The organism is Paraburkholderia sp. FW306-02-B (assembly GCF_058782725.1).
Window position 1 is genome coordinate 3,038,638 of record NZ_JBYSXZ010000001.1, and the last position, 25,287, is coordinate 3,063,924.

At 57.2% G+C, this 25,287-nt stretch carries 25 protein-coding genes and 1 pseudogene; 13 read left to right on the plus strand and 13 right to left on the minus strand.

Going from position 1 to position 25,287, the window contains the following annotated elements; genetic code table 11:
* Nucleotides 1–185: 185 nt before the first annotated feature.
* Nucleotides 186–1,490 (plus strand): annotated as a pseudogene (locus AC3WOG_RS13495) (acyl CoA:acetate/3-ketoacid CoA transferase); the annotation flags it as partial.
* Nucleotides 1,491–1,705: 215 nt separating this feature from the next.
* Here the strand turns inward: AC3WOG_RS13495 and AC3WOG_RS13500 are convergent.
* Nucleotides 1,706–2,263 carry a Uma2 family endonuclease gene (locus AC3WOG_RS13500; RefSeq protein ID WP_492578469.1) on the minus strand — a complete coding sequence of 186 codons (558 nt, stop codon included), beginning with the start codon at nucleotides 2,261–2,263 and terminating at the stop codon, nucleotides 1,706–1,708.
* A gap of 396 nt (nucleotides 2,264–2,659) precedes the next feature.
* Here AC3WOG_RS13500 and AC3WOG_RS13505 point away from each other — a divergent pair, with 396 nt between their 5' ends.
* From AC3WOG_RS13505 to AC3WOG_RS13540, 8 genes are all read left to right on the plus strand, one after another.
* Nucleotides 2,660–2,887 (plus strand): hypothetical protein, encoded by a 228-nt coding sequence (locus tag AC3WOG_RS13505; protein ID WP_492578470.1) that lies wholly within the window; start codon nucleotides 2,660–2,662, stop codon nucleotides 2,885–2,887.
* Between the two features lie 308 nt (nucleotides 2,888–3,195).
* A complete protein-coding gene (locus tag AC3WOG_RS13510; RefSeq protein ID WP_492578471.1) occupies nucleotides 3,196–3,405 on the plus strand; it encodes a hypothetical protein in 210 nt (69 codons plus the stop codon).
* Between the two features lie 315 nt (nucleotides 3,406–3,720).
* Complete coding sequence (locus tag AC3WOG_RS13515; protein WP_154560554.1) at nucleotides 3,721–3,924, plus strand: cold-shock protein; 204 nt, start codon at nucleotides 3,721–3,723, stop codon at nucleotides 3,922–3,924.
* 881 nt (nucleotides 3,925–4,805) lie between these two features.
* Nucleotides 4,806–5,072 carry a hypothetical protein gene (locus AC3WOG_RS13520; RefSeq protein WP_492578472.1) on the plus strand — a complete coding sequence of 89 codons (267 nt, stop codon included), beginning with the start codon at nucleotides 4,806–4,808 and terminating at the stop codon, nucleotides 5,070–5,072.
* Between the two features lie 1,458 nt (nucleotides 5,073–6,530).
* Nucleotides 6,531–7,106 carry a phasin family protein gene (locus AC3WOG_RS13525; RefSeq protein WP_492579792.1) on the plus strand — a complete coding sequence of 192 codons (576 nt, stop codon included), beginning with the start codon at nucleotides 6,531–6,533 and terminating at the stop codon, nucleotides 7,104–7,106.
* Nucleotides 7,107–8,128: 1,022 nt separating this feature from the next.
* The gene (locus AC3WOG_RS13530; protein ID WP_492578473.1) at nucleotides 8,129–8,572 is read left to right on the plus strand and encodes a response regulator; all 444 of its coding nucleotides are present in this window, start codon (nucleotides 8,129–8,131) and stop codon (nucleotides 8,570–8,572) included.
* Nucleotides 8,573–8,815: 243 nt separating this feature from the next.
* On the plus strand, nucleotides 8,816–9,085 hold the full coding sequence (locus AC3WOG_RS13535) for a DUF1488 family protein (protein WP_492578474.1): 270 nt from the start codon (nucleotides 8,816–8,818) through the stop codon (nucleotides 9,083–9,085).
* Nucleotides 9,086–9,284: 199 nt separating this feature from the next.
* On the plus strand, nucleotides 9,285–9,593 hold the full coding sequence (locus AC3WOG_RS13540) for an acylphosphatase (protein WP_492578475.1): 309 nt from the start codon (nucleotides 9,285–9,287) through the stop codon (nucleotides 9,591–9,593).
* Between the two features lie 287 nt (nucleotides 9,594–9,880).
* Here the strand turns inward: AC3WOG_RS13540 and AC3WOG_RS13545 are convergent, their stop codons facing one another.
* The 7 genes from AC3WOG_RS13545 to AC3WOG_RS13575 form a co-directional block, all read right to left on the minus strand.
* Complete coding sequence (locus AC3WOG_RS13545; RefSeq protein WP_492578476.1) at nucleotides 9,881–11,173, minus strand: D-amino acid dehydrogenase; 1,293 nt, start codon at nucleotides 11,171–11,173, stop codon at nucleotides 9,881–9,883.
* Nucleotides 11,174–11,468: 295 nt separating this feature from the next.
* Nucleotides 11,469–12,293, minus strand: coding sequence for a proline racemase family protein (locus AC3WOG_RS13550; RefSeq protein ID WP_492578477.1), 825 nt, complete (start codon nucleotides 12,291–12,293; stop codon nucleotides 11,469–11,471).
* Between the two features lie 18 nt (nucleotides 12,294–12,311).
* Entirely contained in the window at nucleotides 12,312–13,280 is a 969-nt protein-coding gene (locus AC3WOG_RS13555; RefSeq protein ID WP_492578478.1) for a threo-3-hydroxy-L-aspartate ammonia-lyase, read from the minus strand.
* 24 nt (nucleotides 13,281–13,304) lie between these two features.
* Nucleotides 13,305–14,276 (minus strand): ornithine cyclodeaminase family protein, encoded by a 972-nt coding sequence (locus AC3WOG_RS13560; protein WP_492578479.1) that lies wholly within the window; start codon nucleotides 14,274–14,276, stop codon nucleotides 13,305–13,307.
* Nucleotides 14,277–14,382: 106 nt separating this feature from the next.
* A complete protein-coding gene (locus AC3WOG_RS13565; protein ID WP_492578480.1) occupies nucleotides 14,383–15,702 on the minus strand; it encodes a dicarboxylate/amino acid:cation symporter in 1,320 nt (439 codons plus the stop codon).
* Nucleotides 15,703–15,730: 28 nt separating this feature from the next.
* Entirely contained in the window at nucleotides 15,731–16,141 is a 411-nt protein-coding gene (locus AC3WOG_RS13570; RefSeq protein ID WP_492578481.1) for a RidA family protein, read from the minus strand.
* A gap of 120 nt (nucleotides 16,142–16,261) precedes the next feature.
* Entirely contained in the window at nucleotides 16,262–17,374 is a 1,113-nt protein-coding gene (locus AC3WOG_RS13575; protein ID WP_492578482.1) for an asparaginase, read from the minus strand.
* Nucleotides 17,375–17,562: 188 nt separating this feature from the next.
* Here AC3WOG_RS13575 and AC3WOG_RS13580 point away from each other — a divergent pair, with 188 nt between their 5' ends.
* A complete protein-coding gene (locus AC3WOG_RS13580; RefSeq protein ID WP_492579794.1) occupies nucleotides 17,563–18,195 on the plus strand; it encodes a helix-turn-helix transcriptional regulator in 633 nt (210 codons plus the stop codon).
* 44 nt (nucleotides 18,196–18,239) lie between these two features.
* Here the strand turns inward: AC3WOG_RS13580 and AC3WOG_RS13585 are convergent, their stop codons facing one another.
* Nucleotides 18,240–19,370, minus strand: a complete 1,131-nt coding sequence (locus tag AC3WOG_RS13585) for a DSD1 family PLP-dependent enzyme (RefSeq protein WP_492578483.1) — start codon at nucleotides 19,368–19,370, stop codon at nucleotides 18,240–18,242.
* Nucleotides 19,371–19,495: 125 nt separating this feature from the next.
* The gene (locus AC3WOG_RS13590) at nucleotides 19,496–20,422 is read right to left on the minus strand and encodes a LysR family transcriptional regulator (RefSeq protein ID WP_492578484.1); all 927 of its coding nucleotides are present in this window, start codon (nucleotides 20,420–20,422) and stop codon (nucleotides 19,496–19,498) included.
* Between the two features lie 259 nt (nucleotides 20,423–20,681).
* On the opposite strand from AC3WOG_RS13590, the gene AC3WOG_RS13595 reads away from it, so the two are divergent.
* Both AC3WOG_RS13595 and AC3WOG_RS13600 read left to right on the plus strand, forming a co-directional pair.
* Nucleotides 20,682–21,521 (plus strand): asparaginase, encoded by an 840-nt coding sequence (locus AC3WOG_RS13595; RefSeq protein WP_492578485.1) that lies wholly within the window; start codon nucleotides 20,682–20,684, stop codon nucleotides 21,519–21,521.
* Nucleotides 21,522–21,866: 345 nt separating this feature from the next.
* On the plus strand, nucleotides 21,867–22,097 hold the full coding sequence (locus AC3WOG_RS13600) for a DUF6817 domain-containing protein (protein ID WP_492578486.1): 231 nt from the start codon (nucleotides 21,867–21,869) through the stop codon (nucleotides 22,095–22,097).
* A 214-nt stretch (nucleotides 22,098–22,311) separates the two neighbouring features.
* On the opposite strand, the gene AC3WOG_RS13605 is transcribed toward AC3WOG_RS13600, so the two are convergent.
* The 3 genes from AC3WOG_RS13605 to AC3WOG_RS13615 all read right to left on the minus strand — a co-directional run bounded on the left by AC3WOG_RS13605 (nucleotide 22,312) and on the right by AC3WOG_RS13615 (nucleotide 24,291).
* Entirely contained in the window at nucleotides 22,312–22,773 is a 462-nt protein-coding gene (locus AC3WOG_RS13605; RefSeq protein ID WP_492578487.1) for a hypothetical protein, read from the minus strand.
* 544 nt (nucleotides 22,774–23,317) lie between these two features.
* Nucleotides 23,318–24,043 carry an HAD domain-containing protein gene (locus AC3WOG_RS13610; RefSeq protein ID WP_492578488.1) on the minus strand — a complete coding sequence of 242 codons (726 nt, stop codon included), beginning with the start codon at nucleotides 24,041–24,043 and terminating at the stop codon, nucleotides 23,318–23,320.
* Nucleotides 24,004–24,291: a hypothetical protein gene (locus AC3WOG_RS13615; protein WP_492578489.1), complete on the minus strand. Its 288-nt coding sequence runs from the start codon at nucleotides 24,289–24,291 to the stop codon at nucleotides 24,004–24,006. The genes AC3WOG_RS13610 and AC3WOG_RS13615 overlap by 40 nt, the downstream gene beginning before the upstream one ends.
* 269 nt (nucleotides 24,292–24,560) lie before the next feature.
* Between AC3WOG_RS13615 and AC3WOG_RS13620 the strand changes: the two genes are divergently transcribed.
* On the plus strand, nucleotides 24,561–25,013 hold the full coding sequence (locus AC3WOG_RS13620; protein WP_492578490.1) for a helix-turn-helix domain-containing protein: 453 nt from the start codon (nucleotides 24,561–24,563) through the stop codon (nucleotides 25,011–25,013).
* Nucleotides 25,014–25,287 lie beyond the last annotated feature (274 nt).

The window sequence follows — 25,287 nt, forward strand, 5'->3', positions numbered from 1 at the left end:
TTTGCCCTCTTTTTGTCCTTCGAATTTTTGCCAATCGAACTGACGCCGCAGAAATTCCTGACGCGTTTCGATGACTTCGTGAAGGAGACGTCGACACCGTGGCAATTTTTCGAGTTGATTCCTCGTTCCCTGCGGAACCTGCGCAACCATCAAAATGCTAATTGCACTGACCCATCGTGGTGGTTGGCATTGTGATAGTTCAGGTGGAGCGTATTGCCGAGTCAGGCACGCTGAATCCCCGACAGGTCAAGATACCTGGAATTCTGGTCGATTGCTTCGTAGTCGCAAAACCGGAGAACCACTGGCAAACTTTCGCCGAATCGTACAGTCCAGGCTTCGCTAGCGAGCTTGACATTGCGACAAGTTCGATTCCGTCTATGGCTCTGACCGAGCGAAAAGTCATTGCACGGCGCGCTTCGTTCGAACTGATGGCCAATAGCGTGGTGAACCTCGGGATTGGCATGCCCGAAGGGATTGCGAGCGTCGCGAACGAAGAGAATGTCTGCGACCTCTTTACGATGACAACCGAGCCGGGCGTCATCGGCGGCATCCCTGCCGGGGGCTTGAATTTCGGCGCCGCGACCAATACCGACGCCATCATTGACCAGCCCTACCAGTTCGACTTCTATGACGGCGGCGGTCTGGACATTGCATTTCTCGGACTTGCGCAAGTCGACCGCGAAGGCAATCTCAACGTGAGCAAATTCGGGCCGAAGCTCGCCGGCGCTGGCGGTTTCATTAACATCTCACAGGCGGCGAAGAAAGTTGTTTTTGTCGGAACGTTCAATACCGGCAAGCTCGAAGTGACTATCAAAGACGGGCGTCTGCAGATAATCCAGGATGGCATCTGTCAAAAGTTCGTAGACGCAGTCGAACATCGAACTTTCGGGGGTCGTCACGCCAACGAGCGTCAGCAGCCTGTGCTCTACATCACCGAGCGATGCGTCTTTACCCTGACGCGTGAGGGGCTCGAACTCATCGAAATCGCCCCCGGCGTTGACTTGCAGCGAGATATCGTTTCGCAGATGGGTTTCGCTCCAGTCATCAAGTCGCCGCCGCGTCTGATGGACGCCCGCATTTTCGAGAACAGACCGATGGGTTTGCGGGCAATGCTGCTGAGACTGAAACTCAGTGAGCGGTTCAGCTACGACGCAGACAAGAACATGCTCTTTATTAACTTCGAAGGCCACAAGGTAACGACGGTGAACGATGTCGAAGCAGTTCGTGTCGAGGTCGAGCGGGCGCTGTCCGGCCTCAAGGTCAAGCCTCACGCAATCGTCAACTACGACAATTTCCCGATAGCGCCTGAACTCATCGATGCCTATTCCGAAATGGTGACTGGCCTCGTCGCCCGATATTACCCGGACGTGACCCGATACACGACAAGCAGTTTCCTTCGGATGAAATTGGGGAATGCGCCGCAGCGGCGCAGCGTCGCTACGTACATCTATGAAAGTCCAGAAGAGGTCTCGTCTCACGAAACGCGCTAGCCGACTGGCCACGCTTGCAGCTTTGGAGAGCCAGAGCGAGACATCCGGAGGCGTGTCCGTTTCCAAGCTCCTGCGCGGGGCGCTACATTAACGACGACCGCCCGCTCTACAGCCTTGTCGAGCGATGGTTGCGCGAAGTATTCGAGCGAACAACTCGCCGTGTTGAAATGCTGGTGACGTTCGCCCTGTGTGGACCTCATGCGAATGATACGTTCTCAACAACGAACGCTGAAAATGGAGGACACATCACCTTCTTCGAAATACATGCGGTCAAGCGATAGCGTTATCCCGAACATTGAAGCTTGTCGCCGGCCCGTGGCTCCCCAGAATTCAACCTGCCCGCGCTGGCCGACAACAATGACTTCGGCGGCACCGCCTTCCAGATAGCTTTTAACCCTTCGGTCTATGTCCTGTGTTCTGTCGCTATCGAGAAGCACCTCAACACAAAGGTCGGGTACGAACGGCACGGGGTCGTCGCGGTCGAAACCCTCCCACTTGTCGCATGGCATCCATACGACGTCCGGGACCCTGATGCCAAACGAGGGTGTGGCGACGGGTACCGACATGACAGCAAGATGGCCAATCTGCTCGGTCACATGACAGAAAATATCAGTGAGCACTATCTGGCGCCTCGCCGACGGGAGCGAATTCATCACCACCTTACCGCGCTCGTCCAACTCGTACGGTTCCCGCTGACCAAATTCCGCCCTCGCAGTCAGGCGACGCCATACCGCCAGCAATCCGTTGCAGTCCAGGAGAGTAGGCACGTCCATGAGCTTCTCGCAGGGAAGGTCCTTAAGCGTATACCCTCTCGCCCCGATTTAACAATTATGCATGTGTGCGCTGCAACATTTAAGCGGCTTTCAACGGCCGACGCCGGCGTCAGTCTGTTTTGTTCATGCGGGATTGCGGCGAACCGACCCACGTTCGTTTTCGGACAGACGACGAATCCGGCTCGCCTTTGCCTGATGGGTCAGCCACATCTCGATGAAGCCAAAATGTGACCTCTGCCGCTGGGTTGCCCCCGTCCGGGCATGTGTGTTGCTGCGCTGTTGCTATTTTCATGAACGTGTGCGGTGAAATCGTCCATCTCCTTGCGAGGCAGCCCTTCACACTCTAAGGTTCAAGTAGTTTCTCAAGTCTGTTGTGCACTGCGGCAGGAGGAAGAGATGAGAACCACGACGCGACATCTCGTACGGTTGCTGTCCGATATCAAGCGTGCCCATGAATGCAGGACGCTCCGGGCGGTCGCCACCCGCAACACGATGCGCCAGGCGGCGGAGGAAGCCGCCGCTGAGTCGGCCTCGCCGAAAGACATCCGTCGCGACGAGACGCGCCGCTCGTCGGCGGAAATCTACCTCCTGCCCGGTCCCGAAACAGGCTCTCGGCTGCACTAGAAGTGTGCGTGCGAGGGCGTTGGCTGAGGCCAGTTCACATCGGCGCGCCAGGCAGCAGGAACCGTAACCGGCGTGTTAGCGCCAGGAAAGCTGATAGAGCGTAGGATTGGGACACGGTCTTGCGGACTAGCGCGGTGCCGGCCCATGCCGGTCCTGCATCGTGTGCCCGCATTCTGGTGAAAGACATCATGAAATTCGTTGCAGCGACAACCGGCATATTGAACGAGCCAGGCAAATGAAGGAGAAACATCGCTTTGGGGCTGGTCGACTCAGGGTGTGCTCCACCGTCTGGCCACAGGAGGTCCAACATGAAACTAGACGCCGCCATGTTTGTGCGACTGCGCCGTCTCGCTCCGGTTCTCGATGACGTACTCAACGCAGGCGAGGTCGAGCACGCAGACCAGGCCGTGGACCTCGCTTCGCTTGCTGAGCTGTGCTCACAGTTGTTCGACGCGTACCACTGCGAACACCCGGGCGAGATTGCGCAAGCGCGACTCGACGCTCTCGAGTCGCAGTAACATACTTCGTCTGGACAAACCCCACACGGCTTACCAAACAACGGGAACGCAGTCCTGAATCATCGGGCGTGCTGATAGTGCGTCTTTTCTTGCATCGCGACACTTTATACGAGACAAGGTGTTGCACCTCACATTTGAGACCGCCGCCCGAATTGACCCGTACTCCGCAATCGGCTACAAATTCGGTGTCGGAGTCTTGGATAGCGGTTTCAACACTGTGGTTGAGCGCCGGGCAGTAACTTCCGCTGTTGCAATATGTACAAGATTCAGGCGTACGGAATTCGGTGCGCTCTTTACACTTTGTTGGATTGAATGATGGAAACAGGCACAGTAAAGTGGTTCAACGACGCGAAAGGCTTCGGCTTTATCACGCCGGACGATGGCGGTGCGGACTTGTTTGCCCACTTCTCGGAAATCAGGGCAGCGGGATTCAAGTCATTGCAGGAAAACCAGAAGGTCAGCTTCGACGTGAAGATGGGCCCGAAAGGCAAGCAGGCCGCAAACATCACGCCGGTCTAAGAGAAAATCTGCGTCACTGCAGCATACGATGCCCGGTTCGCCGGGCATCGTCCATTTTCGACGATGCTCAGCCCGGACGGCATCGCTACCGTCCGCGCCGACTCATCCGACGCCAGGCACACGACCGCGCGCGCCACATCTTCTGGTCGCCCGAAGCCACCCGCTGGTACCTAACCTCCCCGCAATCCACCGAACTGCCCGCCGAACGCCACTCGTGTCGCTCAATCGGATTTTCGTTTCCACCCCTAAACTTGTTTCCATGGAGCGACTCGTTGAGCCCACGCACGCGGTCTTCTGACTTCTCCCGCAGTATCGTTTGATACCGTACCATTGATAGCAATTCAAGCAGTTGTAGTCGAAGCGCAGGCAGTCGAAGCAGCAGACAGTTGAAGCGTCGGGAGTTGAAATACCGCGTAGTTGAAACAGTATGCGTTAAAGGCAGTGGGGGTTTGCTTCAAGCTGTAGTTGTGGGGCAGTAGCAATTGATGTAGCAACGGCATTGTTAGCGATGGGAATGTGTCGGCAAACATCGACGCGTCTGTACGACCTCACCTATCCACCGGAGCCTCGTTCCCCAACGGGACTGGGCTCTCTTTTTTGCGTTTGGACAACGCTCGCGTGGCGCGCGGGTGACCGGGCTTTGGCAGCCCCCTGGCACTGGCTATTGGTGTTGGGACTTTGCAGCGTTGGTGTTGGCAGCAGCCCAACACTATGTCGCGTTCTGAATCGCTTCCCTTTCGGTTGCCGTGCACCCGGCTTCATTGAACCCTTGTGCCCTCAGGGAGACGAGTGGCAGCGTGGTCACGGGCACATTCATTGCCTGATTGAGCCAGCCCGTCAACCGAGCGGCGCCCACACCGCGTACCCCACTGGAGACTCACATGCTGGCAACGAAATCGTGTACCGCAACCTGCGTCATTGACGGCATCGCCGTCACGCTCACATTCTTCCCTGACACCGGCGTCCTGCGAATTACCGACGCCACTGGTGCCCGATTAAGGGAGACGAGGTGGTCCGCTTCCTGGCATAGCCTTGTCACGACATTCCGCGAACTCAGCGAAACACCAGTAGAGGACCCTGAGGCCCTCTTCAGTAATCAGAACCGCGGCTCCGCGCGCATCGAAGAACCGATGGCCGCGTTTAGCTGAATTTGCGGGACAGTACGCCGCACCGAGCCGCGCCTCTCCACCGCCATCCTAGTACTTCCATGTAGGCGACGCTTTCTTCGGGCGTCGAGATGGCGAACCGGATGGCGTTGCCAATGTGGCGAGCGAAGTGACAGAAAGCGCCAGAGCACCAGGGCGCAAGGCCCATGCAATGAAAGTTGCGACCAAATCGACATTCTCCAGCGACCTGCAAAGTCGTACGAGCTTGTCGACAGCAGACCGCACACATCGCTTACCCGCGGTAACTCCTTACCCCGCGATTCTCACGGAAAGCGGACTAGGCGACTTGGGTGTGCCCCGTGCAGAGCCAGTGAACGTCGAGATTGAGGACGGCGGCGAGACACGCGCAAGCGTTCAGCGGAGGGACCGTGATTCCGCGTCGCCAATACTCCACGTCGTCTTCACTCACGCCTAACCACTTCGCTGCGTGGGCTGACTTGATATTGGCGCGTTTGAATGCCCTGTCAACCCGTGCAGCCAAGGCGCGCCTGAGGCGGTTGTCCTGTGCGCTACGCTCAAGGTGACTGATATTTTGGGCCTGTCGATTCATCTTGTGTCTCTCAGCTTATATTTTTGTGCAATTCAGCGCCACTCATCGACAGCGTCGAACGACGATACACGTCCGCCATGACAGCCTCGTGACGCAATGTTAAGTACGCGTCAACCTGCAAGGCGCCGAAGTTGTGTGTTGGTTGTTTGCACAACTATTCCTCCGCGTGCGCATTGGTGTCAAACAAAAAACAATGCGCACAAGTCGTTGCGCCGTATTCAGCGTGCTCCGCTTCTCTCGGTCGGCAACTGTGTCCCATCGCACAGACGATGTAAAGCCATCATGACTCGACATGGTGAAAGCCAGAGCCTGCCCGGACTTCTCCAAATGAACCGCCCCAATAAAGGGTGCGGTCTATAGCGTTTCTCGCACGGGCCAGCCTCTTGTTTAAGCTGGGCCGGGGGTACTGGAAGATTCGCCGTTGCCTCATCAGCAAAGTGCGAACATTTTTCAACGCGTGCGCCAGTGTTCGACTGAACCGTTGACGATGGCGTCCCACTGGGCAGACACGCCTACGCGCACCGAAGCAACGACTTTTGCGCATCGAGTTCGACAGCGCTCCACAACGGCTTCGGCCGGCTGACTGCAACCCTTTTTTGCGGCGTTGCACACACCCAGGTAAGCGTTCATATATGACCTCAAGGCAAGGCCCTAAGCGTTGGCCGGGTTTTCCCTGGAGCACCGCTGTGCGTCAACAGCAACGGGGCATTAAGCGTCTCCGGCACACGCCGCGTATCGCCGCAACGCAGCAAACGATTGACATTCGCACACTCAGTCCTAGAATGAACTCCGCTGCACCGCACCAACGTTCCTATTTTGTGGCTCGTCGTTTGTGATGCCGTTCGGCGGTGTTCCGGAGACTCGCCACGTCCACCCTTATGGAGTTAGTGATGAGCAGTCTCGCCCCTGAACAACTTTTCGCAGCGCAGAAGGTCGGTTTCGAAACGATATCTGGACTCCTGACCAAAGCTTTCGGCGGCGTTGAAAAGCTGGTTGAACTGAACCTGCAAGTGGTCAAATCGACGCTCACCGAAAATCAGGAAATCACGGCCAAGGCGCTTTCTTCCAAAGACCCACAGGACTTGTTCGCTCTGCAGGCCAGCTATACGCAGTCGGTGACAGACAAAGCGCAGTCGTACGGCCGTAAAGTGTACGAAATCATCTCCAGCACGCAAGGTGAATTCGCGGCGGCGGCTGAAGCGCAGTTCCAGCAGTACTATCGCGAGACGCAAGAGTTCGTCGACAAGCTCGCGAAGTACGCACCGGCCGGAAGCGAAACCGCCGTGGCAGCATGGAAGACATTCATCACGACGGCCAGCGAAACGGCCAGCACGACGTATGAAGCTGCCAAAAATGCTACGAAGCAAGCGGTTGAGATTGCCGAAAGCAATGTTAGCGCTGCGTCGTCGGCCTCGGCCAAGCGGACTCGACAGGCCGTCGTACCAGTCGCCGCCGCTGAGAAGTAACAGCGTTTTTGACGTCGGCCACCGGCGCCTAATTCTTCAAGCGAGCCTCTGCTCGCTTTTTTTGCGCGTGACCTTTTGGAGCACGGCGGCGTCCGGCGCGCCTCGGATGCCGTCATGAAGCATTGGCCTGAGCCAGACATTCGCAGGCATGGTTGCACGGGTAGCCGCCGTTGCTTCGTTGGGTTGCGTTCACTGTCAATCATGCGATTTGACCAGACTCCTTGTGGCCGAAACTTCGTCGCGCCAAGTCCAATGGGGCACGACCGAACCAACGGGAGCGAGGTTGAAGGAGAAGCGGATGACCGCAGCAGAAAAGTCTTTGCATTTGCTAGTTGAAAAATGGCTGACGCCAACTTCCGCGACACCAGTTCGGGTAACCCGATTCGGTCGCACAGCCTCTAACGGGAGACGTTATGTATGCGTTGAGGCACTGCGACCGGAAGGCCCGATTGCACTATTTTTCTTCCGGCACGATGACGGTACCTGGCGCGTGTTCCCGCCTGAGAGCAGGTGCTAACAATACGTGCTTACGCAAGTGCGGCGTGACGTGGTGACCCGAAAATAGCAGCGCTGGACACGTCAGGCGAAAATCCGGGAGCGGCGCATCTGTCGCAGCCAGTCCGTCACGAGTTCATCTGCTGTTTGCGACGTCCTGCTGCAGGCAGCGGCATAGCCAAGCCTGGCGAAAAGTTCGGCCCACGCCCGAAGGACTTCGGCTAGGCATTAGAACGATAATGAAATGCATGCTGACGGTTTCGACTGCACCTGTCGCAATCACCCGCCCGAGCTGGATGCTCAACGCCGGCCTGCTGCTGCATGAAATATCACCGTTATCGCCGCCGATGGTGCTGTTGTCACCTCCAAGGTCCGACGAATCGGTGGTTTCGCCGAGTTGCCCCACGTTTTTTCAAGTGTTAGCGTGAAACTCGTGGCACGGAGCGGCCGCGGTGACGCAAATAGCCAGGTCTCGCGGCAGGCCAGTTCTACACGGGCCAGGATACGTTCGACCAGGAGGCAGCATCATGGTCCACCGCGTCTATGTCGACAGCACCGATGACTTCGTGATGTGGCGCGCTGTCGATGCACTGGGCCCGATTGCGCGTCCGCGCGTTCTGGTGGTCGATGACTACCCCGCCGGCGCAGATGCGCTGCAGCTGTTACTGGAGCAGGACGGGTTCGAAGCTCGGAGCGTGGGCGATGCTCGTATGGCATTCGCGGTCGCCGAACAATGGCTGCCTTTCGCCGTTGTTGTCGACCTTGCCATGCCCGGCATGACTGGCTTCGAACTCGCACGCCAACTCCGGCTTGGCGCACTCACGCGCGATATGTTGCTCGTTGCTTTCACCGCGCGTGCCTCCCCCGAGGACATAGTCCGCGCGTTCAAGGCAGGTTTTGATGGGCATTGCGCGAAACCGCTCACGCCGGTTCAGTTACTCACCGTGCTCCGGTCCGTCACAGGCAGGTGAGGCTGTAAGCGCGACCCGGTAAATTTCGACAGCTGCGGTCGCCGTCGGCGGCCGACTCTGTGGCCATCCCGCATTTCCTTGACAATATGGCGCACGTCTGGTGCCGGTCACGATTCGGCTGCCCCACCGACGTAAGCGAGAACTCTCTAAGCGTAGGGCTCTATGATTTATGATGAGACGAGTACCGACGCCAGTCCCTGCGGGGGCAGCCCGGTGGCTGGGTCAACAAAGAACCAATGAACCATGGACAGCACTCTCGCCGCAGAAGCCAGCGTTTCGCCAGACGGAAAACTGGTAGTTTTCATCGTCATTGCCCGCGGACGTGCGGTGCAATGTTCGATTACCCGAGACGTACTCGAACAGTATTTCTGGGCGCCCATCGGCGCAAACGATGCGCGTCTTCTAAAAGCTTATATGGACGGACACAAGCGGATTGTGGCAGCTGTTGAACGAAAGGTGCTGAAAGGCTCGGACGAGCCAATAAAGCTGAACGCCGCAGATTTTCCTCAATGAGCGTCGCGTTACTCCGTTTCGCGCAGACAAAAACAACCAGTTGTCATGAAGAGAGCTTTGGCAGATGCATGGCCGGGTGGGGCGCCGTTAACCGGTGAGTAGCGCCGACTCGATAGCTTCCCAACTTCGCGATAGGCGCGTCCATGCGGAGCCGTTCGGCGCGCAGGACATCGTGTCAGCCAACGCTGGAAACACACGGATGGAAGACGACCAGAAAGATGGAATACTTGAGACGCGACTGGTGAGGGTGCACGGCCTCGTGCAGGGTATTGGCTATCGGGAGGCCTGTGTACGCCGCGCCCATGCACTGGGCGTCACTGGCTGGGTCCGCAACCGCATGGACGGCTCGGTTGAAGCGATGATTCAGGGCTCGCCGGAGCAGCTTGCAGAAATGTGTGCCTGGTTAAGTGAGGGCATGTCCGCCGCGCTTGTCGACAGGCTTGAGGTAACCGAGGTCCTGCCACCGTTCGCCCGCTTCGAACACTTTGAGCGATTACCGACGTTGTAGGGACTCACGGTTTACCGCATAGCATTCCCACTGTGCATAAGCCTAGCGTGCTAACTTTGAACGACGCCCTCTCCTCGACCCGGCGACTCAATTTTCATTGCCTGAGATGCTTATTCGAATGCAATTGCTAGCGTTGGGCAGATGACCGCGGCACAACAGTACCTGCGTTCTGAGAACTGCCCGCCAGCTTCGCCTTCAACTGCGCGAACCCTCGCGTTCGTGCTGCTTTCAATGTTCGTGGCGAATATCGGTACCGCGAGCCGACGATTGCTATAGCAACGCGGCGCCTAGTTGAGGTTAAAGTCGGCTGGAGCCTGAGGTTCTGTGGCGTAGCGGAAAACGTTCAGGTCGTCATGCTTGATAGCTGGTTCTTTTCCGGATATCAAGTCCGCAAGAAGCTGTGCCGAGCCACATGACATGGTCCAGCCGAGCGTGCCATGACCTGTATTCAGATAAAGGTTGGGCAGTGCGGTGCTGCCAACAATCGGAGTTCCGTCAGGCGTCATGGGACGCAGTCCGGTCCAGAAGGTGGCGTTCGATGTATCGCCGCCACCTGGGAAAAGGTCGTTCACACACATTTCCAACGTCTCGCGACGGGCTTCGCGAAGACGTTTATCAAAGCCGACGATTTCAGCCATTCCTCCAACACGGATGCGCTTATCGAACCTTGTGATAGCGATTTTGTAGGTTTCGTCAAGGACGGTTGAAATCGGAGCACGTCCCTCATCGATGATTGGCGCAGTGATTGAGTAGCCTTTGAGTGGATATACGGGAATCTTAACGATTCCAGAAAGGAAGCTCGTCGAATATGACCCAAACGCCACTACGAAGGCATCGGCATGAATGAGCTTGGCACCATGCCGCACGCCGGTAACCTTGCCACCCTCGACAACAAGACCTTCGACTTGAGTGTTGTAACGGAACGTGACGCCAGCCTGCTCAGCCAGAGCCGCAAGCCGAGTCGTGAATAACTGACAATCACCGGTCTCGTCGCCGGGCAAGCGCAATCCACCCGTCAACTTATGTGAGGTGGCTGCGAGTGCGGGCTCAATCCGGGCGAGCTCGTCTCTGCTCAGCAACTCGTACGGAACGTTGGCCTCTTTAAGTACGGCGATATCCTTGGCCGCGCCATCAAATTGCTGCTGGGTGCGAAAAACTTGCAGAGTGCCGCCCGAGCGCCCTTCGTATTCGATACCGGTATCGGCTCGCAGAGCCTTCAGGCAATCGCGGCTATATTCCGCAAGTCTGACCATGCGGTTCTTGTTCACTGCGTAGCGTTCGGCAGTGCAGTTCTGCAGCATCTGCCACATCCATTGAAGCTGAAACTGCTTGTCTTCGTCGTCTGGCCTAATCGCAAGCGGCGCGTGCTTCTGAAACATCCACTTCACTGCTTTAAGTGGTACGCCAGGAGCTGCCCATGGCGCTGCATAGCCAGGCGAAATCTGCCCTGCGTTTGCAAAGCTCGTTTCAAGCGCCGGACCTTCTTCACGGTCGATGACAGTCACTTCATGGCCCGCACGCGCAAGGTAGAACGCACTTGTTACGCCGACGACACCGCTGCCCAATACGACAACTCGCATAGATACTGACTCCGCAGCCAAAATGAACGCAAACAGCTTGAAAATGCTTCAAAACCGGCCAACCTAAGTTGATGTATGAATAGTATCCGGAATGCGGCAGTTGTTATTATTGATTAAAGAAACATTTTTGGTTTAATCAGCTATTTCTCTAGGGGGCGAGCGTGCGTAACGCTTCAGACGGTGTGGGCGCGCCACTGTGACCTTCTACTCAAGCCGTGGCGAAAAACTCGCGGGCAGCACCTGTGCTCGTGTTGCCCCCCGTATGTGCCAACCTGGTACCGCTATTGCAATTGCTCTATCGAACGAGGAACCCATATGTCAACGGGTCTCGTTCATCCACTATCCAGTTGGCAAAGCCGCATACGAAAGCGTTGCCTTCGACTTCCGTGATGACAGCCTTGAAATCACCTACGGTCGTTTCGCTCAAAACTCGTCCCTTGAACACGGTGCCGATGATGGACTCGTTTACAAGCGTCTCTTCCTTCCCTAGCTTCCCGCGCAGATAGAGCTGTGCTACCCGACCACCCGTTCCAGAGCCTGTCGGCGACCGGTCGACCTCACGGTCGGCGAAGACGCAACAGTTGGCCTGCGTCGAACCGGCGTGCCGGGGGGCGTTAGCGATGATGGTCCCGTATATGTGGTTGATTTCAGGAATATCAGGGTGCTCAACCGGGAACGCCTTGTTGGCAGCCGCCTTAACCTCGGCGCCGAAACGGATGAGCTCTTCCACCGACGACTCCCGCACTTCAAGTCCGTGTGGCTGACCGTCGGTGTAGAAGTAGAACGCACCTCCGAAAGCGATGTCGCCAGTCACCGCCCCGAACGACGGCGTCTCAACCGTGACGTCCTTTTTCCAGACGAACGACGGCACATTCACGAAGCGGACATTTCCCGCATGCTCACCGTCCCATTGCACAAAGGCTTCAATGAACCCGCACGGCGCATCGATGCCAATGCGCGTTTCTGGTATCTGACGTTGCACCCAGCCCAGCTCGACCGCTGCCGTCGACAGCGCGATGACACCATGGCCGCAGTGGTCGCTGTAACCCTCGTTGTGCAGGAAGATGATGCCGAAATCCGCGTTCGGGCTAACCGGTTCCGTCAGGTACCCGTTTTTCAAAGACGGTCGACATGGAGCTTACGCCGTAGCAAGAGAGCAGAAGCGCTCAAGGTCGATATTGCCCCCGCTGATGACAACACCGACGCGGCTTCCATTGAGAGAGTCCTTCAGGTTTAGTGCGGCTGCAAGTCCAAGGCATCCGGTCGGCTCCACGACCATCTTCATGCGGGAAGCGAAGAACTTCATGGCGTTGACCAGGTCCGCATCCGGCGCCGTGAGGATGTCGTTCACGTCGCGTTTGATGATGCCGAACGTGTAATTTCCGAGATGCTGGGTCTGCGCTCCGTCCGCGATGGTCTTCGGCGTTTCGATATGCACGATTTCGCCGCTCCGGACCGATTGCTGACCATCATTGCCGGCTTCCGGTTCGACGCCATACAGCACACATTGCGGCGCAAGTGCTCGGGTGGAGAGTGCTGTGCCTGACAGCAATCCACCGCCACCCAGCGGCACGAACAGGTAATCGAGCGCACCAACTTCCTCGAACAGTTCCTTGGCCGCAGTGCCTTGTCCCGAAAGGATGTCCGGATGGTCGTAAGGCGGAATCAACGTGAGTCCCTTCTCGTCTGCCAGACGGCGACCAATCGCCTCGCGGTCTTCAGTGTAGCGGTCGTACACGACAACATTCGCGCCGTACCCTTTCGTCGCTGCGACCTTCGCTGCGGGGGCATCATGCGGCATCACAATGGTTGCCGGAATGTTGAGAATCTTCGCGGAAAGAGCAATCCCCTGAGCGTGGTTCCCGGATGAGAAGGCAACCACGCCGGCCTTGCGCTGCTCAGGAGAGAACTTCCGAAGCGCATTAAATGCGCCGCGAAACTTGAAAGCACCCATTCGCTGAAAGTTCTCGCACTTGAAGAAGACTTCCGCGCCGATGATTTCGTTCAGCGTACGCGAGCTTTGAACCGGAGTGCGATGCGCGACGCCGGCGATGCGCGACGCAGCCGCCTCGACGTCTGCATAGGTGGGGAGTTCGAAAGTAGTCATTTCAGATTCGCTAGAAGATGTTATTTACCAGGGCCATGCAACGGACGTCCCGACCTGCTTCTCCATAGCGTGCTCATAGAGGAAGTGCGCTACCGTCAAGTCCTGCAGAGCAAGGCCAGTCATGTCGAACACAGTGATGTCGCTCGGGGACCGGTCGAAGGAGGCTGTACCAGCGAGGAGGTCTCCGATTTCCGTGCATGGCAGCGACGGCTCCCATTGGCACTCACCAATGCTGCGAGCCTGGACTTCGTCGTCAACGAAAACGCGCGCACGCTGCAATACCCCGTCAGGGAGTTCGCGCTTGCCAGCTGTATCGGCTCCCACGCATGTGAGATGGGTTCCGGGCTTGACCGCATCAGCTTCGAACAATGGGCCACCGCCTGGCGTCGCGGTGATAACCAAATCACTGTTGGCAACGGCATCATTTCGGTCCTTTGCCACGCTGATGGTGCACTGGTCCTGAAATGCGGACTCGAATGCCGCCTCAGCCTCTCCGGTGAGGCTCACGTATTGGACCGTACAACGTTGCGCCAGAAGCTTGAGCGCATACTGAAGTTGAACCCGCGCTTGCACCCCAGTACCGAAGATGCAGATTCTGCTGCTCTCGGGGCGCGCGAGCTGCTGCAACCCCAATCCACCCGCAGCGCCAGTCCGTGCGGTGGTAATCGCGTTGCCGTCCATGATGCAGACTGGCCGACCCGTGTGAGGGTCGAACAGTGCAACTGTTGCCTGGTGCGGCTCGCCACCTCGGCCTCGGTTGCTCGGCCAGAATCCGGCCGCTTTGAAACCGAGAAGGTCCTGGCTAGCGACGTCGCCAGACTTGATGCCGAACACGCCGCCCGTGTGCAACTTCTCGCGGACAACAGGGAAAACGCGCCCGGCTCGCTGGCTATGCAAGAGGAAGGCTTCGCCAACCGCAGCCATGACCTCCCGGGCCTGGAGGGCGGGCTCGACGACATCCCGGTCGAGGAGAAGGAGTTGTGCATCTTTCGGCATGGTCGTACGTCTTTCTGCGCGGAGGCAGCTGGGTGGGGTTACATTATGTCTAAATATGTACAAAACATCAAGACGGGGGTGCCGAGGGGTACGGCGCCCCTTTGCCTCAGGACGAGTGTGCATTTCCATACGCTGAAACCGATGGCGCGTTCGCGCTCCGTCCGCGCGTTGCTTCATCCTCTTCTCTTGTTCCAGCAGGTGCCAATTCCCCTTCCCACTTCGCAACCACGGCGCTGGCGATGCTGTTGCCGAACACGTTGGTCGCAGTTCGGCCCATGTCCAGAATCTGGTCGATGCCCATCACCAACAGCAACCCAGCCTCAGGAAGCTTGAACATCGGCAAGATTGCAGCGACCACGACCAGGGACCCTCTCGGCACGGCAGCCATACCCTTGCTGCTTATCATGAGAATGAGGAGCATCGTGATTTGGGTGCCAATAGGCATGTGGACCCCAAACGCCTGCGCAATAAAAATCGCCGCAAATGCCTGATACACCATCGACCCGTCGAGATTAAAGGAATAGCCAAGAGGCAGGACGAAGCCGACGAGCCGTTTGCGCACCCCGAAGCCCTGTAGCGCTTCCATCAACACCGGATAGGCGGCTTCGCTGCTGGCTGTCGAGAATGCAATCATCATCGGTTCGCGGACGGTTTTCAGGAGTTCGAACATGCGGCGGCCCAATACGGCCCGACCAGCGAAATAGAGAACGGTCCACAACGTGAACAAGGCAACGTAGAACCATCCAATCAGCTTGCCGTAGGTAAGAATGACGCCGAGCCCCTGCACAGTCACTACGCTTGCGATGGCGGCAAAGATACCGAACGGTGCAAATGCCATTACCGCGTTTGTCGCACGCAGCATGGTCTCCATCAGGCCGTCAATCGAGCGCTTCAAGAATTCACCAGGTGCTCCCGGGACTTTGCCCAAGGCAATGCCGAAGAACAGCGAGAAAATCAAAATCTGCATGATTTGATTTTCCGCCATCGCCTCGGCAATACTGCTTGGGAACATGTGGGTCAGAAAGTCTTTGGCGTTCAGCGCGCTCGTTTGCAAGTTGGTCGCGGCGTCCGCTGCAGGCAACGGTATGTTGAGATGGGCACCAGGTTGCGCGATATTGACGAACAGCAAGCCGATACTCAACGACAGCAGTGAGGCTACGACGAACCAGCCGATAGCTTTCGCGCCGATTCGTCCGATTGCCTTTCCGCTGTCCATGCTAGAAATGCCCGAGACGAGCGTCGCGAAGACCAGCGGCGCGATAATCATCTTGACCATGTGCAAGAAAATCGTCGTCACCACACCGAAGTCAGCGGCGATGGCCTTGGCAGCTGCTTCGTCAGCCGCATATTGATGACAGGCGTAGCCAACCGCTACGCCCAGGACCATGCTGAGCATAATCCAGTGAGAAAGCTTCCACTTTTTCATGATGGTGTCTCGTCCTATGTCTCTGGTCTCAGTTGGCGGGAGCCAGTGCAACGGCTTCCACCTCAACTGCGGCGCCGTAGTGCAAGGAGGCCGACTCCGCTACAGCGCGGGCCGGCTTGTGAGTGCCAATCCACTCGGCGTAGAGCTTGTTGAACTCAGGCCAATGCTCGATGTTCGACACGAACACACTTACCTGGACCAGGCTGCTAAGCGTCACGCCGGCAGTTTTCAGGCATGCGTCCACGTTATGCAGGACCTGCTTGGCTTGCGCGGCGAAGGGCGAGTCGCTCAGCGGTTTTCCGGTTGGGTCAATGGGCAACTGACCAGACACGAAGACGAAGCCATTCGCAACGCAGACGTGAGAGTAGTGGCCGGCCGGCGGAGTGATATCGGAGGCATTAGCGCAAGTAATAGCTGCAGCGTGGACTTGAGTAGACATTCGTTAATCCCCAGGTTGTGGGCCGGCGCCTCATGCGTTACTGGTAGCAGCGGAAGACGCCTGCGAGTTGGCAATGTATCGGCGAGTCGGCATCGCAGGCGACCCGCTATCTGATTGAACTCAGTACGTTGACTGGAAGGCTTTCTGTACCTTGTCCGGCGAAGTCACACCGTTGCCGATGAGTAGCTGCGTGAGGACGCGCGACTTTTGGGGATTCAGGTCATAGGAAACGACAAAGCCGCTCTTGTCGTCCGTGACCTCGACATTGCGATTGACGAATCCGCTACTCACGCGCGTCGAACGAACAACGACGATGCCCTTTCGAGCCGCCGCTTCCATGGCGTCCAGGGCGGCTTTCGACGCGTTTCCGTCGCCATCGCCCGCCAGGACGATGCCCTTGGCGTCGTGTTGCACAGCGTCTTCGATTTGCGTCGCGTCCATGTCGGCGTGTGCATACACGATTTCCACGCGTGGCAGGCCGCCGCTGGGCAGTTCCAGCGTTTTCTTGTGACCAGTCTGAGCCGGTGAGAGGTAGCGAATCGAGGCGGGGTCAACATAGCCGAGCGGGCCGGCGTTCGGGTTCTGGAAAGTTTGCACCGAAGTGGAGTGCGTTTTCGTCGCCCAACGAGGACTGTTAATCGTGTCATTCATCACGATGAGCACGCCACGGTTAGCAGACTGAGGGCTGGTTGCGACCTCCACCGCCTCGTACAGATTGAGCGGGCCGTCAGCGCTGTTCGTACCACCCGGGCGCATCGAGCCCACGAGGACGACAGGCTTGCTCGTCGACAGGATGCTGCCTAGGAAGAACCCGGTCTCTTCCATCGTATCGGTGCCGTGCGTAATCACGATGCCGTCGGCTTCGTTCCGGTCAATGGCCTGTTTGATTCGATTTGCCAGCTGATACCAAATCTTGTTGTTCATGTCCTGCGAGCCGACATTGGAAATCTGTTCGGCCTTAATCGATGCGAGCTTCTCGATGCCAGGAACGCTCGCAACGAGTTGCTCGCCGGTGATGCCCCCAGCGTTGTAGCCGATTGCTGAGCGCGGGTCAGAGGTACTTGCAATCGTGCCCCCCGTTGCAAGCACGAGAATGCGCGGCAAATGCTGAGGCTGATTTGCGCTGAGCTGCTGCGCATTAGCGGTTGTCGCGTAGGCGCCGACCGTCAGCGCCAAAAGCGCCGCGCAGAGGGTGCGCTGAAAAGCGTTCTGGCGTACATCCTTCCCTTGCATGTCAAATCTCCTGGCGGTGGTGTCTTTAAGAGACCGAGCGCCGCGCTTCCATGACGAAACTTTGGCTGGCACACGGACCAGACGCATTGTCTACAATTAGAATATATGTCAACAATAGGGGAATGCGAGAGTTTCCCTCGACGCGCCGAGAGCCTATACAATGCGGAGAAATGTAGATGAATCGTCCAATGACTAAGAGCAAACTCACCAGCGAGCAGCAGACAATTCTCGAGCAGGTCAAGCAAATCGCAGCGGGACTAGGCGAAACGCTGGCACCGTTTACGGAGGTAGTAGTTCACGACCTCCGCTCACCGAAGAACGCTATCCTCGCCATCCACAACAACCTGTCTGGGCGCCAGGTTGGCGACCCTGCGACCGAACTGGGCCTCGCTCGGATTGCGGACGACGACTATCCCCAAATCCTCGCGAACTATGCCAATCGATTCGCGGATGGACGGCAGGCAAAAAGCACCTCCATCGGAATCAAGGATTCGGAGGGGCACTACTTCGCTGCACTCTGTCTGAACGTCGATGTAACGCTGTTCCGCAGTATCACGAATCTGTTGGAACAGTTCTCAGTTCTCAAAAGTGATGTGGTGGGGGAATCGCTGGACCCGTCGAGCGCAAGCTCACTCCGTGAGCGGATTGACCGGTTTGCGGTCAGCCTGGCAACCACGCCGCAGGCGTTGCGCACTGACCAGCGCAGGGCTCTGATGCAAGCACTGAAAGAAGAGGGTTATCTGGAGTTGCGGCGGTCGATGGAGACGGTCGCACAACATCTAGGCGTATCGCGCGCAACTGTCTACAACGACGCAAAATAAGAACAAATGCCGCTTGTTCCGGCATTTGTTCCATTTGAGTTCGCTTACCAGCCATAGAATCGCGGCCAGGTCTCAACCGAACCATCCTCACCCACCGCGTGGTATTCCGGGTGCTGTGCGCCTGTGGCGCAGGCGTGGTTTGGCACGATACGCAGACGAGTCCCGATAGGAAACTTCTTCGCAATCTCGGTATCGGTTGAACTCACCCGTGACACGATGCCGTGCTCCTGGTTAGCCCCGCTCACTACGTAGTCTCCGAGCACCTGTCCATCCTCGGTGCATACCTGTCCGTAGCCGAAATCGTGGGCCTGCCGCTGCGTTCCACGGTCACGGCTCATTGCCATCCATCCAGCGTCAATAATTGCCCAACCCTTTTCTTCCTGATGACCAATAACGGTAGTCAGCACTGACAGGGCGATGTCCGAGAGCTCGCAAACGCCCACGTTGTGCATCACGAGGTCAAACATCACGTACACACCGGCTCGAACCTCTGTTACACCCTCCAGATATTCGGCGGAAAGCGCGGTCGGAGTCGAACCGATACTCACGACGGGACAAGGAAATCCGGCAGTTCTGAGCCGCTCGGCGGCCCGCACTGTGAGGCTACGCTCCTGCTCAGCAATCTTCACCAGCGCTTCCTTGGTGTTGTATTCGTAGCTGGACCCGGCGTGAGCCAGGACCCCGCCGAGAATCATTCCACCGTCGACGAGCGCGCGACCGACGTCGAGGAGCAAGTCGTCCTCCACTTGGATGCCGGACCGATGGCCGTCTACATCGACCTCAATCCAGACTTCGAAACGTTCGTTCTGCTCGTGTCCAAATTCCGCTATCGCCTTCGCAGCCTCCAGGCTGTCAGCAATAATCTTCAGGTCACAGCCCTTGCACCGAAGCGCCAGCGCTTGCCCCAGCTTGGTCGGAACCATCCCGACGGCGTAGACAATGTCACGGATGCCGGCCGCGAAGAACTGCTCGGCCTCTTTCAGCGTTGAAACAGTGATGCCTTGCGCGCCTGCCGCAACCTGCGCCTCGACGACCTTCCCGCATTTTGTCGTTTTGACGTGGGGACGGAATTTGACGCCGAGTCTGTCAAACCGCGACTGCATGCGGTCGATGTTGTGACGCATACGGCCGACATCAATCATTGCGGCCGGGGTGTTGACGGTTTGGATGCCCATGGTGCTATGCCTCGATGCGTTGCGAATGGAAACACTATAGGCCCGGCAAGTTGCGCCATGTTTAACGAAAATCTAATCTTTTATTAAACACAATTAAATTCGAGTTGCTTCCTGGCGTTGCAGCGCTACGCTCTGCGGCGCCAAGGTGGCGGACTGAGAAACTGCTTCGCGATGTCCAGAAAAATACGCTGTCGGACGGACCTACCTGTGCGCGATGGCAGAAGCGCCGTCACCGGCGCAGACGGCAGCTGCCATTCGGGCAACAGCCTTACAAGCTTGCCGGCGGCCAGGAGACCTGCGACGTCCCACTCGGAACGCTCCACAATACCTAACCCGGCCAACGCCCATTCCGTGATGACGGTGCCGTCGTTGGAAGAAAGCGTCCCGTTTACGCGGATAACGGCCGACTTTCGCGCATCGCTTCCTCCGTTTGGTTCTTGCGAGAAGCGCCACCGCGCGACGTCTTCATCATTCTCCCGCAGGCAGATGCAGTTATATCGAGCGAGGTCTGATGGATGGTTCAGGTCTTTGATTCGGCGCGCGTATGCCGGACTCGCACACAGAAACCGTTCGTTCGGCGCAAGCGGAAATCCGACCCAGGATGAGGATTTCAGGTTGCCGACATGTACGACCACGTCAGCCACGGACGCATTAGCTAATGGGCTGTCAGACAGATGCAGCATCACTTCAAGTTTGGGGTGCACACGTTGCAGTTCCCGCACAATTTGGGAGACATATTTTCTGCCAAACCCGAAAGACGCTACGACGCGCAGTGTGCCTTGCACTTCACCGTGGCGACCGGAGATTTGAACTGGCAGCGCTTCTACCCTATCGAGAATCTCCAGTGCCTCCTGGTACAAACGCTGCCCTTCGTCGGTCAGAGAGATACCACGCGACTTTCGCACCGCAAGTCTTACATTCATCCGCTCTTCCATCCTCTGCAGGCGAATCGTGACTGCCGGTGGTGTGAGGTTCAGCAACTGCGCGGCAGAAGCCAACGAGCGGGATGCGCCGATAGCGCGAATCAAGCGAAGGTCTTCGAAGTCGAGCATTTTATTTTCCTTAATGCTGTCTTTATTGACCATTAAACACCATGTGACGCACTGAATCTATACTTGTGGCGAGATAGTCGAAGGAGTGAGTCATGAATGGAATTAACGACTCAGGTACGCAACGCATCGTACTACTGGGTACCGGAGGCACAATCGCCGGCGCGGGAGATGCGAAACCTGGTAGCGGAATGGAGTACGTAGCCGGCACTCTCCCGGTCGACAAATAGCTCATGGCGTCGCGGTTCCCGATGGGTACCGGTTGGACTTCGAGCAGATAGCGCAGATAGACAGCAAAGACATGGACTTCGCTGTTTGGCATCAGCTCACAATCCGATGCGCCGCTCTCGTTGCAAGTCCCGATGTCGCGGCAGTCATCATCACCCACGGAACCGACACTATCGCGGAGACAGCGTTTTTCCTGCACTCGGTGCTCGGGCTCGACTCGAAGCCGGTGGTGTTGACATGCGCCATGCGTCCCGCCACAGCAACTTCGGCTGACGGACCGCAAAATCTGCAAGACGCGATTGCGGTAGCCACTGCTCCGGGCTCGATGGGCATTCTGGTGGTGTGCGCTGGCGAAGTCCATGACGCCGTCGCTCTCCGCAAGGCGCATCCGTGTCGACTGAATGCCTTCGATTCGGGAGAAGTCGGACCGGTTGGCTTCGTAGAAGAGGGATGGGTCCGTTACGTTCGCGAACCTTCTGCTAACCAAAAACTTGTGTGTAACTGGCAGCATATGTCCGAGCAAGGCCCAGCGAATTGGCCGCGCGTCGAGATACTCTCCAGCCACGCAGGTGTTAGTGGGCGGCTTGTCGATATGTTGATAGAGGAGCGCCATCGAGGGCGCGCTGGCGCTGTGGATGGTCTGGTAATCGCGGCCACCGGAAACGGTTCGTTGAACGTGAATCTGGAGACGGCCGCGCTCCGCGCTATCGAAGCAGGGATTTCTGTGTGGCGCGCGAGTCGCTGCCTCAGCGGGAAGATTATCCGCACGTCGCGGGACAAGATTCCGGAAGCAGGCTGCCTCTACCCAGTCAAAGCTCGTATTGCGTTGATGCTCACGCTTTTGAACTCCAACGCTGTAAAGGGGCAACACTAACTACGACATCTCGCTCAAGGTTTTGGGGAAACGGAGAGCCCGGGAACGGGAGCTTGACAGTTCACTCACGCGATATACCGGTGCAAAATGCACCAGGCAGCGAACGGGGAGTCGAACCGGCTGCCGGCGCCCGATAGCGTTTTCTCGCTGTACAACCGGGCGGACTGGGGTAACTTTGTCGGCTTTCTCGGTGACATGGCCGACGGCCAGACTCATCGCGGCAACGGTTCCGGAAGCGTACACCGGAGCGACTACGGAGCGCACATTACGTGCGCGCAGCAATCAGATGAAACGACGAAGGTGGTCATCGCAAGACTTGAGTGTATCTAGAAGCGGGAGCGTTTCGTGCAATCTGACTTCAGGGAAGAATTGCAGAATCTTGGGACCGATGCGGTGAACCATCACGGAAGTCCTTTGACAGAGCACCTGATTGAGACAAGCCGACGGTTGCAAAAGTGGTGTAATCCCTCGCATGTCGTTGCGGCGGGGGCGTTCCACAGCATTTTCGGAACTGAGGAATTCAAGGAAAGAACCCTGTCTCTCGCTCGCAGAGCTGATGCGCGCGCTCATAGGTGAGTCTGCGGAAGAACTTGTTTATTTGTTTGCACTAGCCGACCGAAACAGGATTTTTGCGCACTCGGGGTCTGGTCCATTCCGCATTTCACTGCCATCGCTTAGCATTGAAGTTGAGGTTTCCCGATAAACGTTCAGCGAACTTGTCGAGATAGAACCGACTAAACATCTTAGTCGCACTGACTGGCGACTCTCGCGGATACACGGGCGCTTGTTTTCAGATTCCGGGCGGGTCGTCATCTTCCGTCTGAGTGCGAAAGTACTGCTTCCTTGCCGCGTCCCGTTCCGCCTTATAGGTGCGGGCCGAATCCTCGTCGATGACGGTCTCGTCGTCTTTACCGACACTTCCGCGCAAATCGCCGTGTTGAAGGAGTCGGAGCACATGTGCTCGACTGACGAACAGCAAGCGCGCTACCTCGTCTACCGTCACACCTGACCTCCGCTCCCGCAAGCTCTCACCGCCGACATCTTCGCCCGCATCGAGGTATGCGTCGCGAACAATTTGTTCTATGCAAGCAATAACGTCGTCGGGTATCGGTTGAAACTTACCGCGGTCGGAAGTCGGTAGCCGAAAATTGTTTGCGGCGATTTTGCGCCCAAGCGATGACGCTATGAACTGCGGTAGGTCAAATTCGGCATCGATGCGTCGCACAGCGATGTCCCAGCCGCTGTTGGCCATACGAAGCCCCAAGGGCAGGAGACAAGATGACTACACGCTCGGGCCATTGCTCGTCGGTCGATTGGTCCCAGCCAAGTGATAGACCGCTTGTGGCCGGATGATGTACATCCGAAATATCACCGTCCTCCGACTGGTGACGCTCGCATATCCAAGCTTCAGGTACAACAAGCACGTCGCAAGTTTCTTCCGCACAGGTGCTGTCGGCGTACGGCGCCAAGTAGAGCGCGACCGCGTCTTGGTCGACTCCGCGCAAGCGGCTCAGTAAGTCTCGTACTGTCAAGGTTGCTTCTTCGTTGGTTCGATGCGCGCTCCACGTGAATGCGTGGATTCAGCAGTGCCGTCGAGAAGGCGCGACATAGAAGGCGAAATACCTGTCGATTCGACGGCCCGCTCTTGCCGCGCCGCGTTAAAGGGCGCCGACGGCGTGTTAGCTGCCGCTTGAACAGACGCGCCAGCTCCTTGGCGACACCAGCAAGGGCATAGTCAAGGACGCGCGTTGTCTCGCGCCCCTGGGCACGACCTCGCAGTGGCTTGCGCTTCGCCTTCACTTCGACCGCCCTGAGGGCGAAGTAACAGCGACGACAGAAGTCTCTCGCCGCCCGAACATCCACTCCAGCTTCCATGCAAACAGTGCCGGCACGTCTTTGTCGCCAAGTCCAACGCCCGGCTGGCAATGGACCAGCTGTGACTCGACGCCATCAAGGCCCTCGCGCATGTCGTCAATCGCGAGCCATCGCCGCAGACCATGTCGCTCCGCGTATCGGCGCACCTGCTGACCGCGGGGAATCGCTGACCAAACTGGAGCCAAAGAATCTTCGGGATGGTACGTGGCACCAATTACTCGGTCGCGCAGGGACTGCAACGGAAGGCTGTCACGTGCCCGAGCAAACCCGAACACTTCAACCCAAGATGTCGATAGAACGAGTCTTACGTCCACATATGGTTTCAACAGGTCATCGAGAATTTGCGCGAAATCGAATAGCGTCGCGCTCGGGTCGCCGGGCACGATGCCGCGGCGCGTACGATATGCGTCACATCGGTGAAGAACGTTATCAAAGTCTTGAAACAGCACTAGGGTATCGGCCGTCACTCGAGCCTTGCTTTCTTCGCTACCCTGGCCATCCAAAACCGGGTGCGAGGAATTGACTGACGTGACGATTTTCTCCGTGGGCCTGGCAATTGCCACTATTTGGGCAAGACCGAGCACGCGAGGGCGGAACACTTTTCCTGTCAGCTCGGCGCGCTTTGCGGTGAACGGCGCAATCGCCACTTCCTCCTGCTCGGGTCACGCCAGACATCCGGGAGCACCGCAGCCGACAATGAAAGATGCGTTTCATCCGGGTAGTGTCGCAGCAACATCTTCGCAACTTCGCGAAGTCGGGCTCTCTCGAGCGCATCATCTCCCTGTGAATGCTCGACAAGAAATTCTCGGGTGTTGAGCACGGTTTGAAAAATGCGCCACCTCTGCAATTCCCGCTGCGGCACATCTTCAACCGGACGAGCCTTCCAGACCGGCATCTCCCCTCCCCGCCTCAAAGACCATCAGAGCACGTTATACACGCCGAAAAGGCGTCTACCTATCAGATAGTGTTTTTTGTATACCACTACAAAAGGATGTTTTCGTCAAGATAAAAATTGAAGAGATTGTAAGCTGCATACCGGAGCTATTATTTGATTTCAAGCGCACGTTTCCGAGCTTTTACCTAGCCGATTCATTACACGAAATTTGGATACACGTTTTTTGGATGTAGACGGGGATGTGACACCTAAATAGAGTCGTGGACTCTATGTCCGAGTCCACGTCCGCCCGAGCCCTGTTTGCGCGCAATCTAAAACTCCACCGTTCACGCCTTGGCGTGTCGCAGGTGGAGCTATCGCTTTACGCAGGCTTAGCAAGGAATACGGTAGGTTTTATTGAAAACAAGGCACCGAGCGTGCACTTGGACACAATCAACCGACTCGCCACCTCCCTCGACGTCGACCCGTGTCTACTCCTGTCTACAATCGAACGGACCAACGTTGGCACCTACGAAGAGCGGAAGCTCGACGAATGCGTCGCGAAAAATCTAAAACGGTTTAGAGGCCGTCTAAAACTGACTCAGGAAGATGTCGCCGTCGCAGCGGGACTGGCTAGGAACTATGTCTACAAAGTTGAGGGACGGCACGTTCGGGTGACGCTGGATACGCTGGATGCAATAGCCCGCTCCCTTGGCATTCCAACGTGGCAACTGCTTGCCTGACGCCTGCGACCGCCATGAGCGTTGTGGTCAACTCTCTGACTGCGCAAAGAATACTTACTTCAAGCTTTCAAACGCCTGCTTGTGAACTCTGGATTGGCCCACACAGAGGACGCTATCGGTCCGTGCAAACCCATCGTGCGCTAAACCACGGAAGCTGATGGCGAACCTTGATAGCGATTTGACTATCGCATTGCTGCGATGCACCACAGAATTTGAGGAACGAGCAGACTTTGTTGTCTCCGAAACCTGAGTTTGCGGTTGGAGCAGACTTTGT